The organism is Desulfofustis glycolicus DSM 9705, assembly GCF_900130015.1.
Lineage (GTDB): Bacteria > Desulfobacterota > Desulfobulbia > Desulfobulbales > Desulfocapsaceae > Desulfofustis > Desulfofustis glycolicus.
Genome location: NZ_FQXS01000036.1, coordinates 1 through 17,990, shown reverse-complemented (window position 1 = coordinate 17,990; position 17,990 = coordinate 1). Strand labels below are relative to the sequence as shown.

The window sequence follows — 17,990 nt, the reverse complement described above, 5'->3', positions numbered from 1 at the left end:
TCCCTCCTCTGTGAACGTTGTTGATTCAGCGTCATCGGGCACCGACAGCGTCCCTTGGCGCGGTGTCTTGCTGCATGGAAAATGGGTCAGGCCAGTTAATTTTACATCGCACAGCCCAAGAACGTAATGATAAATTTTGTATGAAAATCGGCGGGACTGGTTTTAACCTGTCCCCCGCTAACTTTCATAAGCAAGCGTTGTTCCCACTCTAGTCGAAGCTGGTAAGCAGGCATTGACCAGCCGACATCTTCTTTAAAAGGTGTCTCTCTTCGCGCATTCTTTGACTCTATTGCGTGGCAAATATACTTCTTTCACGACAACCTTGATATTATAATGTGCCGGCGGGAGACAAACTTATTTGTTGTTTTTCCGGCAGGCATGATATTCTTTTCGCATGATTCAAGGTTCCCTCAGGTTCATTCTCCCGGCTTGTGCGCCCGGATGATGCTATCGCAATGGCACTAATGGCCATTTTTAAACCAGTCTCTCTCCTGGACTGATGGGCGAGCAAGAGCTTCTCTCTTTTTCAGATCCTGCCGAAGTCTACAGGTTACTCATGGCCGATAATCGAGCTTCCCGTAACAACAATCCGACACTCAGTCCACCGAATCTGAAAGAGTGTCAGGACATTTTGCTCAATGCCCCGATTGGTATATACGCTTCGATTCCGGAAGGTCGTTTTATCGATGCCAACCCGGCCCTGGCACGTCTCTATGGCTACGATTCCCTTCACGAACTGATTGATGCGATTTCAGATATCAACGCCCAGATTTATGTTGATCCGACTGACCGGAAACACTTTGTTCGCCAACTCAAGGACCACGGCAAACTGATCAGCCATCAGTGCCGCCAGCGACGCAAGGACGGATCGTTCTTTTGGGCCTCTGAATACGCCCGTGCAGTTTGTGACGACGCAGGGAAGCTCACTCATTATCAGGGCTTTATTATCGATATTTCCGATCAGAAACGGGTGGAGGAGGCCCTGGAAAAACGACTGCTGGCACTGTTGCAGCCACATGATACGATGGGAGACATTGCCATCGAGGACCTTTTTGCGATAACCGACCTGCAGCGACTCCAGGACCAGTTCGCACAGGCAACCGGCGTGGCATCGATCATTACCCATACCGACGGGAGACCCGTTACCAAGCCCAGTAATTTCTGCCGTTTGTGCAGTGATATTATTCGCACTACCGACGTCGGCCGGGCCAACTGCTTTCATTCCGACGCCATGATCGGTCGTGCCTGCGTCGAAGGTCCGACGGTGCAGAAATGCCTGAGTGGAGGGATCTGGGAAGCGGGTGCCGGCATCACGGTCGGGGGGCGACATATTGCCAATTGGCTGATTGGGCAGGTCCGCGACGAGACGCAGCCTGAAGAGCAGATTCGCGCCTATGCCAGGGGCATTGGCGCCTCTGAGGAAGCGGTCATCGAGGCGTATCGGGATGTGCCGACGATGCCTCGTGAGCAGTTCGAGCGTATTGCCCAGATGCTCTTTACGTTGGCCAACCAGATGTCGTCAACTGCCTATCAGAATGTGCAACAGGCCCGTTTCATCAGTGAACGCAAAAAAGTGGAGTTGGCCATTCGCGAAAGAGAGGGCCTGCTGAAAAGCGTTTTGAGAAGCGCGCCGGTCGGTATCGGCGTCGTTATCAATCGTGTCATCAAGCAAGCCAACCAGCGGTTATGTGAAATCTCAGGCTACTCCGCTGAAGAACTCATTGGTCAAAGTGCCCGGATCTTCTACCCCGACGATGAAGAATTCACCACGGTCGGGGCGCGGATATACGCACTGATTGGCGACCATGGTACCGGAAGCGTCGAGACTCGCTGGCGGCACAAGGATGGAACGATGATCGACATCCTGCTCAGTTCGACGCCTATCGTGGCCAGCGACCTGTCCAAAGGCGTAACTTTTTCCGCACTTGATATCACGGAGCGCAAAGACAACGAACGGGCACTGCGGCTCAGTGAGAACAAGTTGGCCGGCTATGCCAGGCAGATGGAGCAGTTCAGCATCTCCGCCTCGTCAATGCTCTCCATCAAGGACGAGAACATCGTTTTTGCCAGAATCAGCCAGGCTATCGTCGACTATTCCGATTTCAGGCGGGTGCTTATCTCTCTGTTTAAGGATGAGGCCCCGTACCGGGATATCATCGGTTACGGCGGTATTTCCGAGGAGGTCGTTGCCCGGCTTGCCGACATTCCTCTGCCGAAGAGCTGGTATGACCACGTGTTTGTCCAGGGGCTGCGTTTGGGACAGTCCAGTTATTACATCCCCCACACCATGAAGCATATCCTCAATCAGGATGCCACGGTGTACGGTGAAGAACATGCTCCGGTGAGCGAATCGGCCTGGCATCCGGAGGACAATCTTTTTGTTCGCCTCAGCGATGAGCAGGGAACCTTTATCGGCGTCATTTCCGTCGATGAATCGAAATCCGGGCTTCGGCCATCCCTGGAAACCGTCCGGCCCCTGGAAGTCTATGCTGGCATGATTGGTCAGATTATTGTTTTGAAACGTGAACAGGCGAACCGGGAGCGGTTGGAGGAGCAACTCAGGATGGCCCAGAAGATGGAGTCCGTGGGACGCCTGGCCGGCGGCGTCGCCCACGACTTCAACAACATGCTCGGCGTGATTCTTGGCTATTCGGAATTGGCCCTTGCCCAGATTGGGACAGAGCAGCCGATCAGCGGGGCGCTCCAGGGAATTCATCAGGCGGCGCGGCGTTCGGCCGATCTCACTCAGCAATTGCTGGCCTTCGCCCGCAAACAGGAGGTTGTTCCCAGAGTTCTTGATTTAAACGAGGTTCTGGCCGGGATGCTCGACATGCTGAAGCGGCTGATCGGCGAACATATCGATCTTGTCTGGCAGCCCGGCGATCATCTCGCACCGGTCAATATGGACCCTTCCCAGATCGACCAGATACTCGCCAATCTCTGCATCAATGCCCGTGATGCCATGAAAGATACGGGGCGGATTGTCATTGAGACGGGCAACGCGGCAGTTGATGATGCCGATACCTCCCGTTATGCCGAGGCTGTCCCGGGGCACTATGTCCTGCTGAGCGTGAGTGACGACGGGTGCGGCATCGACCCGGAAACACGCTCGCATCTGTTCGAACCGTTTTTTACCACAAAAGATATCGGCAAGGGAACCGGCCTCGGGCTGGCCACGGTTTACGGCATCGTCAAGCAAAACAATGGTTTCGTCATCGTCGACAGCGAGTCGGGCCGGGGAACAACCTTCAGCATCTACCTGCCCAGCCACGACGAACACATTAACACGCCATCACCGCCGGCATCAAAAAAGACTAGTGTATCCGGAACCGAGACCATTCTGCTGGTGGAAGATGAGCCGATGATCCTGGAGATGACGACGATTATGCTCAGGGATCACGGTTACCATGTTCTTGGCGCCTCCCTTCCCGCTGAGGCCATCCATCTGGCCAGAACCCATTCCGGCCAGATTCATCTGCTGCTGACCGATGTGATCATGCCTGACATGAACGGTCGCGATCTGGCAAACCAGATTCTTGCCTGTCACTCCGGGCTCGATTGTCTATTCATGTCGGGCTATACCGCCGATGTCATCGCCGATCACGGCGTTCTTGACGAAGGAGTTCATTTTATTCAGAAACCGTTCACGATGCAGGACCTTGCCGTCAAAGTCCGGGCGATATTTGACGTCCATCCTCATTGAGGGGGCGCGGCATTGTCCCATCCCGGGCTGGGCAGAGTCGGCTTTTATATGAAAATCGGTGGGACTGGTTTCAACCTGTCCCCCGCTAACTTTCAAATAATCAACATGACCGGGAGTCACAACGAACCATGAAAATCTTCGCCGCAGCCGGCAGGATTGATAGTGAGCGGAGGGCGGGAACAAATCTCCCCCCACCGCTGGTTGGGAGTAGCGGTCAGGGAGACGGATAGTAGGACAAGTGCCCGATCGGTGCTGTTTAACGTAAAGGTTTGTCACTAGAGAAAGGACGATTCCATGGAAAGCGAACAACCAATTGAAGCAGGTGCACCTCGCAGGAGCGGGGTCAGTCTGACCAACGTGGTGTTGATCGTGTTGGCTACCATTATGCTGACGCTTGGCGGCAGCTACTGGTTTCTGAAGAACTATGTGTTTGTTCGGGAATTCAAACCGGTTGAACTCAACGCCAAAGAACAAACGGTGCTCGACGGCAAGCTCCAGGCGCTGGGCTACCAGCCTGACTCGGGTCCGATCCCGAAAGAGCCGCCCAACGGATCGGCAGCCGGAGACTTTGATGAACACGGTGCGCTCACGCCGGAGCGCTATAGCGAGGTGGGTGCCTCACGCGAGGTGAGTTTCAACGAACGCGAACTCAATGCGCTGCTGGCAAACAATACCGACCTGGCGCGCCGGCTTGCAATCGACCTGTCTCAGGACCTGGTCAGCCTCAAACTGCTCGTGCCCCTGGACCCTGATTTTCCGGTGCTGGGCGGCAAGACCCTGCGCTTCAACGCCGGGGTGGCTATGGCGTTCAGTGAAGGGAAGCCGTCGGTGGTATTACAGGGTGTCAGCATCATGGGGGTGCCGGTGCCCAATGCCTGGCTGGGCGGCCTGAAATATGTCGACTTGGTGAAGGAAGCCGGTGGTGATCCGGGGTTTTGGAAATCGTTTTCCGAAGGAGTTGAGGATATCCGCGTCGAAGACGGCCGCATCAATATCACGTTGAAAGAGTGACCCTTTTTGCTGCCGGACAAACTCACTACGGAGTCCGAGCGAGTCCTGCGGCTATCTGAGAGAGTTTACCGGAGCGGCGGCTTGTTTTCCAGTGGTTGGAGCAGCAGAATCAACCCGAGACTGACAACGCTCAGCACGGTGATGGTGATAAAGACCGCGGCATAGCTTCCTGACAGGTCAAAGATCCAGCCGGCGACAATCGGGCCGAGGGCGCCACCGACCGTCCCGGCGAAGACGACCACGCCGAAAAGAGCGCCGTGAGCAACGATGCCGAAGATTTCCGCAACCAATGGGGAAATAGCGGTAAAGAAGCTGCCGTGGGCCAGGCCGTAGACCCCGGCAAAGCAGTAGAGCAGCCACAACGAGTCCGCAGCCTGCAATAAGAGCAGGCTGGCGGTCAACACGAAATAACAGATGATCAGCACTGATTTGCTGCCGATCCTGTCGATGGCGACGCCGCTGCAAAACCTGCCGAGCATGCTGATCGCCCCGATCGTCGACAGCACGCCGGCAGCGTGGGTGGTGGAGAGTCCGATATCGCCGGCGTGGGGTACGATGTGGACGAGGATGGTCAGCAGACAGAAGACGGTTGATACGGAAGCGCTGCAGATGATCAGCATCTGCGGGGAGCGCATTGCTGCTGCGGCGTTAATGCCGGCGGTTGCCGGCACCGGTTCTTCAGTTGTCACCGAGACGTCGGGACGGCGCGGTGATTCGATAGACGCCGGATCCCGCCGGAGAACCTGGGCGATCAGCAGCAGCAACACAAGCACCGAGGCGCCGATAATCAGGTAGGTGGTGCGCCAGCCATACAGGGCGATGAGAATGCCGGACAGAAAAGGGATGGAGAATTGGCCGGCGCCGGTGCCGACCTTGACGATCCCGGTCACCAGGCCTCGGGAGCGAACGAACCAGCGGGCCGTGGTCGTCAAGGCGATCACATCGACGGCGCCGAGCCCGATTCCAAAAACAATGCCGAAGACACAATAAAGCTGCCAGATCTCCTGGACCCGGGACATGGCCAGACAACCGATGCCGAGTAGCACGGCGGCGCAGCTCATCAGCAGTCGCGGGCCGTAGCTGTCGAGGAGCCTGCCGATAAGGATGGCAAACGCCCCGCTGGTGATAAAGGCGAGAGACGATGCCCCGGAAATGACGGCCCGCGGCCATTGGAACTCGTCGGCCAGAGGGGTAAAAAAGACGCCGTAACTGACATAGGTGCCGATGCCGATGGCCTGGATCATGAAGCAGGCAGCGGCAATCGTATAGCGGTAGGGAGGAGCGGTGATCATCGCTCAACCACACCACGTTCCGCTTGAGAAATCGACAAAAAAGTAGCCGCTATCTAGCGACAGCTTGTTTTGTGACCGGATCTGCCAACGGCCTGGTACGCGCCAGGTAATTATGCCGAGGTGCTTTCAGGGGCCTGCCTTTGTTTGCTGCCAATACTGACACCCAATAGCCAGGATGAGGCGTAGAACGAGGGGCGAATATTGTTAAGTAGATTTGATAATTATTATTACAAATTTGCATCAACGAGGAAAAAACGATACACTTGTAGTTACAAAGTTGCACCGGGAACGAAGCTGCGTCCCTCTGATGTAACGCTAACCACGTGTTAGCGGCTGTTCCACCTTCTCCAAGAGCGCGGCTGGTCATTCCCCTAAGCAGCCACATACCGAACAGAAAACCCGCGATCACCTGATCTCGGTTTTCATATCGATTCAGCAGTTCTGCAAAAAAAAAATAGATCAAACGAGCAAGTAGTGGCTTGCGCTGTTTCTCTCCTGTCAGCAGTCGGTCACGGCTCTTGAACTCATCGGAAACTATCGAAAAAATGATAGGTGGTGATGCGCTTTGCGCGGACGCCGGCCTGTAAACCTGAGCACTGGAGGAGGTGGAGAATGGTTTTGAAAAAGTCGGGGAGGTTACTGATTCTGTTTCTCTTTGCATGTGCTGCACCTGGTGGTGCCCAGTCAATTGTCACTGAGTCTGTGACGGGAATGGAATTTGTACCGATCAAAGGCGGATGCTATCAGATGGGTGATGCCGCCGGCGACGGGGATGATAACGAGCGACCGGTACATGAGGTCTGCGTCGGTGACTTCGCCATGGGAAAGTACGAGGTCACAAACGCTCAGTACAGAAAATTCAGACCGGATCACCACAGCGGCAAATCTGCCGGCTTAAGCCTCGACGATGACACCCAACCGGTCGTCAATGTCTCGTGGGAGGATGCCGTGGCTTATGCCGAGTGGCTTTCCCAGCAGACAGGGATGGCATTTCGACTGCCGACCGAAGCCGAGTGGGAGTATGCGGTTCGTGCCGGCACCAGCGCCAGCCGCTTCTGGGGCAGCGACCCGGAAGCAGCCTGCACCTATGCCAATGTGGCCGATCGGACGGCGCGAGAACACTGGGCCAAATGGACCACGTTCGTCTGTGACGACGGACACGCCGTTGCGGCACCGGTGGGCAGCTTTCAGTCAAACGGCAACGGCCTCTACGATATGCTTGGCAATGTCTGGGAGTGGTGCCTTGATGTCTATAACTACGACGCGTACGAAAAACTCCCGAAAGATGACCCGGTCTATAGCGGATCGGGAGAGTATCGCGTCATGCGCGGCGGTGGCTGGAGTAACGGCCCGCTTGGGATCAGGAGTTCACACCGTGTCGGTCTTTCGCCCGGATTCAGTCATCATTCCCTCGGATTTCGGTTGGTTAAGACTGATACCTGAGCGAATATGCGGTGAAGGTTCATGATACAAGCCAAGAATCATCAACCGGGAGGTCGTCGACAATGAGAACGTTCTTGATGTTAGTATCCTTTTCCCTGTGTCTGCTGGCGGTTTGGCTGACGCTGCCGGTCAGGACCATTACTGCGGCGCAGACGGACGAGCAGCTGGGCTTTATCGGAGCTGAAACGTGTCAGGAATGCCACGAGACACAATATGCGAGTTACGCGAGATCGATTCATTCGAAAAAATTGGTGAAAGGCCCGCAATCGCAGGATGCCTGTGAGACCTGTCACGGCGCAGGCGCAATGCATGTTGAAAAAGGCGGTGGTCGCGATGTCGATATCTTTGCCTTCGACGCAGATGTAGATTCGCTGGCTAAGTCGGAAAAATGCCTGATCTGCCACCAGAAATCAACACCGAGCATGGATTGGTGGGATGCGAGCACCCACAACCGCGAAGAGGTGTCCTGTGATTCCTGCCATGACCTCCATACCCCTGCGGGATCGCAAAAACCGCGCGAGCCGGAGGTTTGTTTCGGCTGCCATCGGGAGATAGAGATTGCCGCCAATAAGTATTCCCATCACCCGATCATTGAGGGCAAAGTCAACTGCTCTTCGTGTCATCTGCCGCATGGCAGTGTCAGTACAGCGATGATCAAGGCGGACAGTATTCAGCACCTCTGCTTTACCTGTCACGCGGACAAACGTGGGCCGTATATTTACGAACACCCGCCGGTCGAAGAGAATTGCCTGACATGTCACTCGTCGCACGGGAGCAGACATGCGAAACTGCTCACTGAAAAAGTGCCTAATGTCTGTCAGGATTGTCATGACTGGTCTCGTCATCCGGGTACCCCTTATGACAACAAGACCGGTTTCTCCGGCAGCAGTCCGAGCAACAGGTTTTTTGCCCGCTCCTGTCTGAATTGCCATGGCGCGATCCATGGCAGCAATTCTTTCGAAAACCATGCGTTAACTCGATAGACGGAGGGAATATGAAGATTCAATTGTTTTGGTTTATCGCCGCCGCGCTCCTCATCCTCCCTGCCGAAAAAGGTCTTGCCGACGATTCAGTAAAGGTTTCCGGTTCGCTGGAGGTCGGCGCCCAGGTAGCCGACGGCGTAGAAGAAAGCGCGAAATCGCAGGAATATGAAGATCTCGATGATGCACCGATCGGTAACTTCTCCCTTGACTACGATACGGAGAGCTATTTCCTGGGTATTGAGGGAACGCGTGTCGGACTGGATGATCAGCAATACCAAATCGAAGGTAGAAGCTACGGGAAATTCAAATACTCGCTTTTCTATGACGAGATTCCACATAACCTCTCGTTTGATGCGCAAACATTTTACTCATCCGTCGGATCGGACACCTTGACCATTGAAGGCTCCAGTCCGGCCAATCAGGCGAGTTGGCGGACCTTCGACTACCATGTCGATAGACAAAAGTTCGGTGGAACGTTCGATCTCTCCTTCGACTCACCATTCTTTTTCCATGTCGGGGTCGAGAGAGTTGAGAAAGACGGGTTGAAACCCTTGGGGACCGGTAGTTTTTCAGGGGTAGTCGAATTGCCGGAACCAGTTGATTACGCTACCAACAATTTTACGCTGGCCGGAGGATACCGGACAGACGAAATGTCTATCAAGCTGTCCGGACTGTACAGTTCCTTCAGCAATGACAACACCTTTCTCGATTGGCAAAACCCCTTTCTCGGGATCACCGAGCATAACTCGCTGCCGCCGGACAACGATTACATGGAACTGGGGGTCAACATGATCTGGCGGCAGTTGCCCGCTTTGTCGACGCTGTCCGTGGCTGGAAGCTATTCCAACCTGACCAGCGACTTTTCCCAGGATCAAGAAGGGAGCCTGCTGCCGTCAGGTCTTAACAGCACGGTATTTGAAGGCGATATCAGCACAATGAGCCTGTCGGCGGCACTGGCATCCCGGCCGACCGATGATCTCGATACCAGGCTGTTCTACAAATACTTTGATCGGAACAACGATTCCACGGTCATCGAATACGACGGTGGCGGCAATGATACCCACCTGCTCGAATATACCAGGCATACCCTGGGCTTCGATGCCGATTACAAGCTGGCCGGTCACACCAGGCTTGGAGGCGGCTATGAATATGAAAATGTCGATCGCCGCAATCGTCCGGATGGCGACAGCAATTCCGATAATCTGCTGTATGTCGAATTGAAGAATACCAGCCTCGATTATTTGACGGCACGGTTGAAATATTCATACCTCAATAGAGATACCGACGCAGATCACGACCTTGCCGGCGTGTCGGCCTTTGCTTCCGAGTACATCGTCCAGTTTGTGCAACGATACGACGTTGCTTCGAAACAAAAGCACGAAATCCAGGTGGCGGTGGAATTGTATCCGCTTGACAACCTCGATTTCGGCGTGTCCTACACCTACGCCGATAATAATTATGACGATGTGGTCCTCGGGCGAACCGATGATACGGGGCATGAGTTCTATCTCGATTTTATGTGGCGGGCAGCACGGATGCTCGATCTGAGCGGGTTTGCCGGCTATGAGAATTACCAGGCGGATTCCAATCATTACAATTACTCTCCCGGCCAGATCGCCGACCCGAGGGTCGCCGACAGGAGTCCGTCGTCCTTTCGCTGGACGCAGGACATCAGCGAGGATTTCTGGATCGTCGGGCTGAACGCGGGTATGTCGATCATCCCGGATCGCCTCCGGTTGAACCTGTCCTGCCAATACCAGAAATCGGATGGCAAAAGCGATTTTACCAGTGAGGGCAGTTCGGCTCTGTTGCCGATCACCCAATACGATGATTACGATATCACCACCGTTTCAGCGAAGGTCGACTATACTCTCACTGAACGATTGGGGCTCGGGGTCGGTTACATCTACGAAAAAAGCACGTATGAAGACCAGCAATACCTGGAATATGATTACGCTCCCGGGGGAACGTATCTGAGCGGAGCCTATGCCGATCATGATTACGAGGTTCATGTCGGTTACGTTACGATAAAATACAGTTTCTGATCGTTGCCGTCTGAGTCGGCTGTACGTTTTTCTTGTAGTGCCGCCGACACAAGCGACGCCACCAAAGCTCGGCGGGGTGTTGTGTCTCGCTGGTGGTCAGGTAGTGCAAATGCATGGCCCCGTCGAGCCGTAGTGCGACAACGGAAGACGTTCTTCCCGCGGTCGTTACTCCCGACGACTCCCTCAATGCTACAGTCATCTTTTGTTGTTCAGACAGTTATGTGTCTATTTTTCCTGTTGTTTTATCGCCGCGGGCAATACCTGACACTTTTTGTTATCATTATCACTGCGGAGTATGACTGACTGAGATTGGAGTAAATGAATTCGTTGGAGAAGCGGTGATGATTATAGGGCGGTTGTTGACGAAACGATGGATGAAGGTGTTGCTCGGACTGGTTGCTGTGGTGACGCTGCTGCTCGTGTTGCTGCCGGTCGGCGTGAAATATTACCTGACCGATTGGCTCAGGAAAAACGGGGCCGACCAGGCGCGGATCGAGTCCCTCAGGCTCAACCCGTTTCTCGGCCGGATTACCATGGAAGGCATGGATGTGCAAACAGACGGGCAGTCATTGCTGCGCAATGCACGGATGGTGCTTGATCTCGATCTGCTCTCTTTGTTGCAGCGCGATGTCCACGTGGAGAGAGCCGAGTATCGGGATCTGTCGATCGATATCGAACAACGTGCAGACGGCAGCTGGCGCTTCGGGTCATATTCCATGACCGGTGGTGCAGAGACGGAATCAGAGGCGGCCGATAACGACGCTGCTTCCTCCTGGGCCGTCCTGGCCGATCAAGTGGCGTTGACCGATTGCCGCGTCCGTCTCAAGACGCCTCAGATGGATCTGGTTCTTGCTGTTGCGCAGGCTGAGTTGCTGCGCTTTTCCACCCGTGAGGGGCGTCCGTCGGCCAGTTTTATGCTCACCGGCCTGCTCAATGACGCTCCGCTGGCCATTGATCTGGACCGGGTTGAGTTGGTGCCGGAACTGCAGATTGATGGTGCGATAACGATTTCCGGTTTTCACCTGGAAACGATCGCCGGCCTTCTCAGAGATACCCTGCCGACGTTTGCCGGCGGGATATCGTTGGCGGGCGACGTATCGTTCGGCCAGACGACGGAAACCGGTATGCAGGCCGTATATGATGGTACGTTCGCTGCGGACGCAGCGGCTGTAGGATCGGACGGTTTTTCCACCACGGCGCGGAGCCTGAGTTGGCAGGGGCGGGTGGATTATTCCGGGACGGATGATGATGGACTGACCGTGCTCGTCGATGGTGAACTGGCCGGTGCCGATTATGGCTTGCGGGTCCCCGACGCGGCGCTTGATATGACGCTTTCCCGAATCGAACTCGGCGGCCGGATTGAACTGACTGTTGCTGACCAGGGGCGGATCACTGCCCACCACCGGGAGGGAGCGGTCCGGGTTGAAGGATTCGGGTTACATCTTCCTCAGCTTGACTTGAGTGAAGAGCGCTTGGTCTGGCAGGGCGATATTCGCTATGATACCGATCCTCAGGGCCGGGGAATGTCGGTGCAGACCGACGGCGGCCTGGAGTTGGGCGCGCTGCACGGTGCCGTCGGAGATGATTCGTCTCGCCTGCAGGGTGAGGTGAATTCCTTTTTCTGGCAGGGGGCTGCATCTTACGGCGATCAGCGGGCCGGAGAATCGCAGATCGAGTTGGACGGAGAACTGTCTCTGGCCGGGTTGCTGGTTGCCGATGGGAACGCGCCGGGACAAGCCGACGCGGTGCTCGACGTGAGTCTTGAACTGGTTGAGTTGGCCGGCCGGACCGAGGTGACTATCGGTGACCGGGGACGAACTACGGTACATCACGATCAGGGGGGGCTGGAGGCAAGAGGCATCGACCTGCAGTTTCCCCGGGTCGAACTGAGTGAAGATCGGTTGGTCTGGCAGGGCGAGGTCCTCTATGATTCAGATCATCAAGGGCGGGGATTGCTGGTTCAGGCCGACGGCGGTCTGGAACTGGGTGTTCTGGACAGTGCCTTTGGAGATGGTTCGTCAGGCTTGCGAGGCGGCGCGAAATCTCTTGCCTGGCAGGGGACAGCGTCTTACGCCGGTCCGGGGGCAGAAGAATCACGGATCGGACTGGATGGATTGCTTTCTTTAGCCGAAGTGCTGGTCGAGTTTGATGAATCGGGACTGCGAATTGCCCAACAGAGCGCCGAGCTGCGAGCGGTATCGACAGTTACGCTGGGCGATGGGGTAGGGGTGGACGGGCATCATGAATTGACACTGGAGCAGTTCGATTTGGGCCGACAGGACCAGACGCTGGTTTCGTTCGACCAGGTACGGGTTGATGATATCGAGGGTAGGGGGGAGCTGAAGCTGGCGCTGAAAGATCTGCAGGTCAACAACCTGCAGGCCGCTGTTCCCGGTTCATTGCCGCTGCAGGTCGCTATTACGCGTGTCGGGTTGTCTGAACTCACCAGTGATGACCTGGCGGGGTTTCAGGTCGGGGAGATGAGCCTGGAACAGGCAGTTGTTACCGCGACTTGTAATGGAGAGCAGCTCGCCCGTGTGGCCGGCATCCAGATACAGGATGTTGCCGGTACCGATCGACCAAACATCACTGTCGGCGCCACGACGGTGGATCAACTCGTCTTGTTGCCTGCCGCCGCGGGTGCTTCGGAACAACCGGCCATGACTCTCGGGATGGCGACCCTCGACGGGCTGCGTTGGAGCGAGACGGCCGGAGTAGAGGGGAACACCCTGCACCTTGCCGATCTGGCAGCTGCATTCGTTCGCGAACCGAGTGGGAAGTTTGTCCTGGCCCGGCGGCTGGCGGCTATGCAGGAACCGGATACTGCTTCGACAGCAGGCCAACCTATGGATGACAAGCAGGAGAATGAAACGAACCAAACTGCCTTTTCTTTGAACAAGGTGCTGATCGATGGCACCAGCGTTGTTTCTTTTACCGATTATACCCTGCCGACCCCGTTCGCCGCCAATCTGACCATCGACCTATTCGAAGCCGGACGGCTGGATACGGGCAGTCCCGACCGTGAAACCACTGTCCTGCTGCAGGGCGAGCTGGAAGGGCGGGCTCCGGTAGAGCTCAGCGGCACCATTGCTCCTTTTCTGCACTATCCCGCCGCGGATCTGCGCCTGAACCTGAAAAACTATCCGTTGAGATCTCTCTCTCCCTATACCGTGCAGGCGGTCGGCACCGCACTGGCCTCCGGTCAACTGCGGCTGGAAAGCGAGCTGGACCTTGCCGATGATCAGCTGCAGTTGGATAATGCCGTCCTGCTGCAGCAGCTGCAGACCGAGACCATCACCCCGTCCCTGGCGGAAGAGCTGGACAATCAATTGCCGGTTCCGCTTGATGCGGCGTTGTCTCTGCTGCGTGACGATGATGGGAACATCGAGCTGAATGTGCCGCTCAGCGGCCCGGTGAGCGATCTGGGAGTAGGCATTTCCGGTGTGCTGATTACCGCGTTGGGCCAAGCCATTGTTCCGGCCGCTTCCGGTTATATGATGTACGCGCTCGGTCCCTATGGCGCGCTCGCCTATGTCGGTATGAAGCTGGGCGAGAAAATGCTCGAGGTGGTGCTGCCGCCGGTGGTTTTTGCAGCGCAGGAAACGGCGATTACCGCCGAGCATATCGACTATCTGGAGCGAGTCGGAACGATCCTCAGCGAGCGCCCGGAGACCGATATGCAGCTGTGTCCGACCGCTGCATCCTGGGAATTCCTGACCCCGAAGCAGCGCGAAGAGATGGCTGGAACCGATATCGAGGTCGATGCGGAGGACCGGGAACAACTCGCCGAGCTCGGCCAGCGCCGGGCGGCGGCGGTACGTGACTATCTGGTGGAAACCACGGGGATCAAACGCGACCGCCTGTTGATCTGTGAAACCCGGATTACCGCGGAGCAAGACGCGCAGCCCGCTGTCTTGCTCCAGATGTAGCGGGTTCGTCCCGGTGAAGTGATCCTGCTGCTGTCAAGGCAGCTGCATGGATTGCGCCTGCCTGCCGATTTTCTTCAGCAGTCGGGCCAATTCCGCTCGCTCGTTTTTAGCAAGCACGGCAAAGATCAGCTCTAAATTCGCACAGTGGTTGAGGAATGCCGTTTCGATCAGTTCTTGTCCTGCTCCGGTCAGATGCAGCTGAACGCTGCGTCCGTCGGCAGGGTCCCTGACCCGCTGTACCAGTCCTTTCTTCTCAAGGCGGTTGGCGGCGGTGGTCATCGAACCGCTGGTCAGCAGCACCTTCTCGCCGATCGTGTTGATCGGCAGCGGCCCCTTGTGCAGCAGGGCTTCCAGGATGGCAAAATCGCTGACGTTGAGACCGGTCCGGGAAATACTGGCCCGGTCGACCTGTTCGATCGCCTTGTTGGCCCTGCCAAAGAGCAATCTGAGATGGGCTCCGGTCTGCATCGGCTTGCCTGGTTGTGAGAAACGGTTGGCGCCCGCCTCCTGATTCAGAGGCGGGGTGTTGGTCGTCATTGGGCCGGATGCAAAGTGGCACCCTCTGCCAGCCAGTGCGCTGCCGCCTCCAGATCCTGCGGGGTCAGTTCATGACCTGCGGCCATCTCCTTGACCTTCAGCCGGGCGCCGGCATCGGCCAGGGCCTTGATCAACTGATCGGTGCTGCGGGCCGGGATTACGGTGTCGTCTCTTCCTCTGAGAATGAGCACTTCTTTGTCGCTCAGGTCCACGGAAGGGAGTCGGCCGAGGGGCAGCATCGGTCGTAGCAGGATGGCCCGGGAAAAGGTTTCCGGTCGCAGGAACAGCAGGGCGGCGGCCATATTGGCTCCGTTCGAGTAGCCCAGCGCGACCAGCTGATCAACCGAGCGCCGATGTTCCGCAGCTGTGGTCCGGAGGAAATCGGCCAGCCGGTGGGCCCGGGAGGTCAGGTCTTCCTCATCGAAGACCCCGGCAGACAATCTTTTGAAGAAGCGGTTCATGCCGTTTTCGCGGACCTGTCCTCGGGGACTGATAATCGCTGCTTCGTCGCTGATCTCGCGGGCCAGGGGAATCAGATCATGCTCGTCGCCGCCGGTCCCGTGCAGGGTGACGATGGTCGGGCCGCCCGTCTCCAACTGTGGTGCTGCAACAAAGCGGTAAACGAACGGGGTCTGGCGCAGCGGCGGCAGGCGGCTCACGATCTTGTCACGCCAGGACTCGAACTGTTCCGGCAATTGGAGGGTGTGGCCCAGCTTCTCTGGCGGTTCATCGATGGCGAAGCCCGGCGGATCGGTGGCGATCTCGAAGAGTACGCCGCCCGGTTCATGGAAATAGATCGATCTGAAGTATTTCCGATCGCGAACCGCAGTGACCTGATAGCCGTCCTCGCGCAGCCGGTCCTGCCACCTGAGCTGCGCATCATCGGTCGGGGTGCGGAAGGCGATGTGGTGCACGGTGCCGCCGCCCTGGCGGCCCTCTGTCGCCTGCGGGTCGACCACCAGGTCGTAGAAACGGGCCGGCGACTCGTCGCCGGTCATAGCGAATCGGAAACGGCTTTGTTCCTGACCGTGCAACTCCATGTCCAGCGATTCGATCAACAGCTTGCTGGTTCCTTCCAGTGACCGGGTCAGCTCGGTGGCCGAATGAAATCCCCGAATCGCCTGGTCCGTAGCCTTTGCCTGTGGCAACCGCTGCGGCGCAATCAGCTCCAGGGTGAGGCCGTCGGGATCGGCAAAGCTGATCACTTCATCGCCAAACCGGGTCCGGCTGGTGGTGGCGACCTGATGATCCTGCAGCCGCTGCCGCCAATAATCGGACGAGCCTGCCGGAATCGCAAACGCGATTGCCGTTACCATACCGGCGCCGACCGTGCCCCGTGGCAGCTCCGACCAGGGGAAGAAAGTCAGGATAGTGCCCGGTGTCCCCTGCTGGTCACCGTAATAGAGGTGGTAGGTAAAGGGGTCGTCAAAATTGACCGTCTGCTTCACCAGGCGCAGACCCAGCACGTTTTCGTAAAATGCGACATTGTCGGACGCCGATGAGCTGATTGCCGTAATATGGTGGATGCCGGAGATGCTCTGTCTGTTGTTCATGTCCCGTTGCTCCTTGCGCTAAAAGCTGCTATGTAATAGAAATAACAACGTATTATTGATGTGTTCGATGTTTCCTTCAGGTGGCAGTGCCGCTGATGCCATGTGATTACCATAAGGGCAGATATCTTGATGTCAAGATATCTGCCCTGAGCTCTCCGAGACAATGGACGTGGCCATGGATGAGGAACAACAACGGGAGGGGCGTACCCCGCACCATATTCACTAACGCCCATGACCGAAGGTCACAACGAACGATTAAAATCAGCGCCGAGGGTCGGAAGATCTGGTCAGTGAAAGTGAGCGGGGGACAGGTTAAAACCTGTCCCGCCGATTGTTATATGAAGGTGCGGGGAACACCTGATAAGACAGCGGGATCAGGCGACGGTCACCAGTTCGATGTCGAAGTTCAGGTCCTCGCCGGCCAGCGGCGGATTGGCGTCGAGCATGATATGCGAATCGGTGATTTCGACTACGGTGACAACCACCATTTCGCCGTTGGGTCCGCCCATCTGCAGTTTTTGGCCAACCTCGGGGTTGATGTCGGCAGGTACGTGCTCTTTTGGTGCGGCGATGACCAGCTCCTCGTTTCGCGGACCGTAGGCCTTGTCAACTGGGATCTTGACGCTTTTTTTCTCACCGACGGCCATGCCGGTGACCGCCTCGTCGAAGCCGGCGATAACCTGACCGCCGCCGAGGGTGAACTCGAGCGGTTCACGACCTTCGGAGGTATCGAAAACCGAGCCGTTGTCCAGCGTTCCGGTGTAGTGAATTTTAACCGTGTTACCTTGTACTGCGACCGTCATGGGAAACTCCTTTCGTCGTGAAGACGATGGTCGGGGGATTGTGGCCGGAATTATTCGGCCTGGTGCGTTTTGCGTGGCAAAACAAAGATCAGTTTCTGGTGGCTGGCAGCGATGATCGGCCATTGCAACTGCACGAACCGTCAAGCGGCCGAAGGCCGAACCATGGTCACACACTAGCACAGTCGGCCGACAATGCAAGGGGTGAACCGTTCGGCGAGATCAAGCTCGGCCAGACCGTCCTACCATAACGCAGGTTTTTATGTGCAAGAATTGAAATCCGACCTTACACACCGGGCAACCCTGACCCGATCCGATCTGACAGTCGATTCATTGTCCTTTTATCTCAAGATGCACAGGAACTATACGTAACATATCCTGTTTTTTCTATTGATATAGATGTGTTAGTTGCTCATATATTGTGCTCTTTTGGTCCTCGCGTCAAGGTCTTTCTGACCAGAGGCCCATCAGGAACTAGTTCCTGATGGGCGGAACCTCTGCGGCCAGAGTATCGTCGTTTTGTGTCTCCAGCCGTTCCATAACCCGGTAGTAATCATGCTGGGTTTTTAGGTTAGACAGTCGGCTGTAGCGCATGGTCAGTTCTATTTCTGAGTGGCCCAGCAACTCCTGGATCGTAACGATATCAGCGCCGCCATTGAGCAGTTGCGTTGCCATTGTATGGCGAAGGCGGTGG

13 protein-coding genes are annotated in these 17,990 nt (G+C 56.4%); 7 read left to right on the top strand and 6 right to left on the bottom strand.

All coding sequences use genetic code 11. The annotated features are described in order from the left end of the window. Positions 1-556: 556 nt before the first annotated feature. Entirely contained in the window at positions 557-3,703 is a 3,147-nt protein-coding gene (locus BUC26_RS19805) for a PocR ligand-binding domain-containing protein (RefSeq protein ID WP_073378922.1), read from the top strand. A gap of 294 nt (positions 3,704-3,997) precedes the next feature. Further along, complete coding sequence (locus BUC26_RS19800) at positions 3,998-4,714, top strand: arginine N-succinyltransferase (protein WP_073378921.1); 717 nt, start codon at positions 3,998-4,000, stop codon at positions 4,712-4,714. Positions 4,715-4,779: 65 nt separating this feature from the next. Here the strand turns inward: BUC26_RS19800 and BUC26_RS19795 are convergent, their stop codons facing one another. Together BUC26_RS19795 and BUC26_RS23645 are read right to left on the bottom strand one after the other, a co-directional pair. Beyond that, on the bottom strand, positions 4,780-6,006 hold the full coding sequence (locus tag BUC26_RS19795) for an MFS transporter (protein WP_073378919.1): 1,227 nt from the start codon (positions 6,004-6,006) through the stop codon (positions 4,780-4,782). A 49-nt stretch (positions 6,007-6,055) separates the two neighbouring features. After that, positions 6,056-6,667 (bottom strand): hypothetical protein, encoded by a 612-nt coding sequence (locus tag BUC26_RS23645; protein ID WP_161949898.1) that lies wholly within the window; start codon positions 6,665-6,667, stop codon positions 6,056-6,058. Here BUC26_RS23645 and BUC26_RS19790 point away from each other — a divergent pair. The 4 genes from BUC26_RS19790 to BUC26_RS19775 all read left to right on the top strand — a co-directional run bounded on the left by BUC26_RS19790 (position 6,565) and on the right by BUC26_RS19775 (position 14,406). After that, complete coding sequence (locus tag BUC26_RS19790; protein ID WP_084540793.1) at positions 6,565-7,449, top strand: SUMF1/EgtB/PvdO family nonheme iron enzyme; 885 nt, start codon at positions 6,565-6,567, stop codon at positions 7,447-7,449. The genes BUC26_RS23645 and BUC26_RS19790 overlap by 103 nt on opposite strands. A gap of 77 nt (positions 7,450-7,526) precedes the next feature. After that, positions 7,527-8,432 carry a DmsE family decaheme c-type cytochrome gene (locus tag BUC26_RS19785; protein ID WP_161949896.1) on the top strand — a complete coding sequence of 302 codons (906 nt, stop codon included), beginning with the start codon at positions 7,527-7,529 and terminating at the stop codon, positions 8,430-8,432. An 11-nt stretch (positions 8,433-8,443) separates the two neighbouring features. Beyond that, positions 8,444-10,477 (top strand): MtrB/PioB family decaheme-associated outer membrane protein, encoded by a 2,034-nt coding sequence (locus BUC26_RS19780; RefSeq protein WP_073378915.1) that lies wholly within the window; start codon positions 8,444-8,446, stop codon positions 10,475-10,477. Positions 10,478-10,818: 341 nt separating this feature from the next. Continuing rightward, a complete protein-coding gene (locus BUC26_RS19775) occupies positions 10,819-14,406 on the top strand; it encodes a DUF748 domain-containing protein (protein WP_084540792.1) in 3,588 nt (1,195 codons plus the stop codon). 33 nt (positions 14,407-14,439) lie between these two features. Here BUC26_RS19775 and BUC26_RS19770 read toward each other — a convergent pair whose 3' ends face one another. From BUC26_RS19770 to BUC26_RS19760, 3 genes are all read right to left on the bottom strand, one after another. Then, positions 14,440-14,943 (bottom strand): MarR family winged helix-turn-helix transcriptional regulator, encoded by a 504-nt coding sequence (locus BUC26_RS19770; RefSeq protein WP_208609841.1) that lies wholly within the window; start codon positions 14,941-14,943, stop codon positions 14,440-14,442. Next, positions 14,940-16,496, bottom strand: coding sequence for a VOC family protein (locus BUC26_RS23640; RefSeq protein WP_073378913.1), 1,557 nt, complete (start codon positions 16,494-16,496; stop codon positions 14,940-14,942). The genes BUC26_RS19770 and BUC26_RS23640 overlap by 4 nt, the downstream gene beginning before the upstream one ends. 374 nt (positions 16,497-16,870) lie before the next feature. Then, positions 16,871-17,299 (bottom strand): FKBP-type peptidyl-prolyl cis-trans isomerase, encoded by a 429-nt coding sequence (locus BUC26_RS19760; RefSeq protein ID WP_073378911.1) that lies wholly within the window; start codon positions 17,297-17,299, stop codon positions 16,871-16,873. Positions 17,300-17,316: 17 nt separating this feature from the next. On the opposite strand from BUC26_RS19760, the gene BUC26_RS19755 reads away from it, so the two are divergent. Beyond that, positions 17,317-17,547, top strand: a complete 231-nt coding sequence (locus tag BUC26_RS19755; protein ID WP_143166094.1) for a hypothetical protein — start codon at positions 17,317-17,319, stop codon at positions 17,545-17,547. 223 nt (positions 17,548-17,770) lie between these two features. On the opposite strand, the gene BUC26_RS19750 is transcribed toward BUC26_RS19755, so the two are convergent. Next, positions 17,771-17,990: tyrosine-type recombinase/integrase (locus tag BUC26_RS19750; RefSeq protein ID WP_153307093.1), on the bottom strand; the 220-nt coding region annotated here is incomplete at its 5' end.

What these genes read in the sequence shown, in the direction of transcription:
- BUC26_RS19805 (WP_073378922.1), top strand. Translation starts at nt 557, where the DNA reads ATGGCCGATAATCGAGCTTCCCGTAACAACAATCCGACACTCAGTCCA.
- BUC26_RS19785 (WP_161949896.1), top strand. Translation starts at nt 7,527, where the DNA reads ATGTTAGTATCCTTTTCCCTGTGTCTGCTGGCGGTTTGGCTGACGCTG.
- BUC26_RS19780 (WP_073378915.1), top strand. Translation starts at nt 8,444, where the DNA reads ATGAAGATTCAATTGTTTTGGTTTATCGCCGCCGCGCTCCTCATCCTC.
- BUC26_RS23640 (WP_073378913.1), bottom strand. Translation starts at nt 16,496, where the DNA reads ATGAACAACAGACAGAGCATCTCCGGCATCCACCATATTACGGCAATC.
- BUC26_RS19800 (WP_073378921.1), top strand. Translation starts at nt 3,998, where the DNA reads ATGGAAAGCGAACAACCAATTGAAGCAGGTGCACCTCGCAGGAGCGGG.
- BUC26_RS19770 (WP_208609841.1), bottom strand. Translation starts at nt 14,943, where the DNA reads ATGACGACCAACACCCCGCCTCTGAATCAGGAGGCGGGCGCCAACCGT.
- BUC26_RS19795 (WP_073378919.1), bottom strand. Translation starts at nt 6,006, where the DNA reads ATGATCACCGCTCCTCCCTACCGCTATACGATTGCCGCTGCCTGCTTC.
- BUC26_RS19790 (WP_084540793.1), top strand. Translation starts at nt 6,565, where the DNA reads ATGCGCTTTGCGCGGACGCCGGCCTGTAAACCTGAGCACTGGAGGAGG.
- BUC26_RS19760 (WP_073378911.1), bottom strand. Translation starts at nt 17,299, where the DNA reads ATGACGGTCGCAGTACAAGGTAACACGGTTAAAATTCACTACACCGGA.
- BUC26_RS23645 (WP_161949898.1), bottom strand. Translation starts at nt 6,667, where the DNA reads ATGCAAAGAGAAACAGAATCAGTAACCTCCCCGACTTTTTCAAAACCA.
- BUC26_RS19775 (WP_084540792.1), top strand. Translation starts at nt 10,819, where the DNA reads ATGATTATAGGGCGGTTGTTGACGAAACGATGGATGAAGGTGTTGCTC.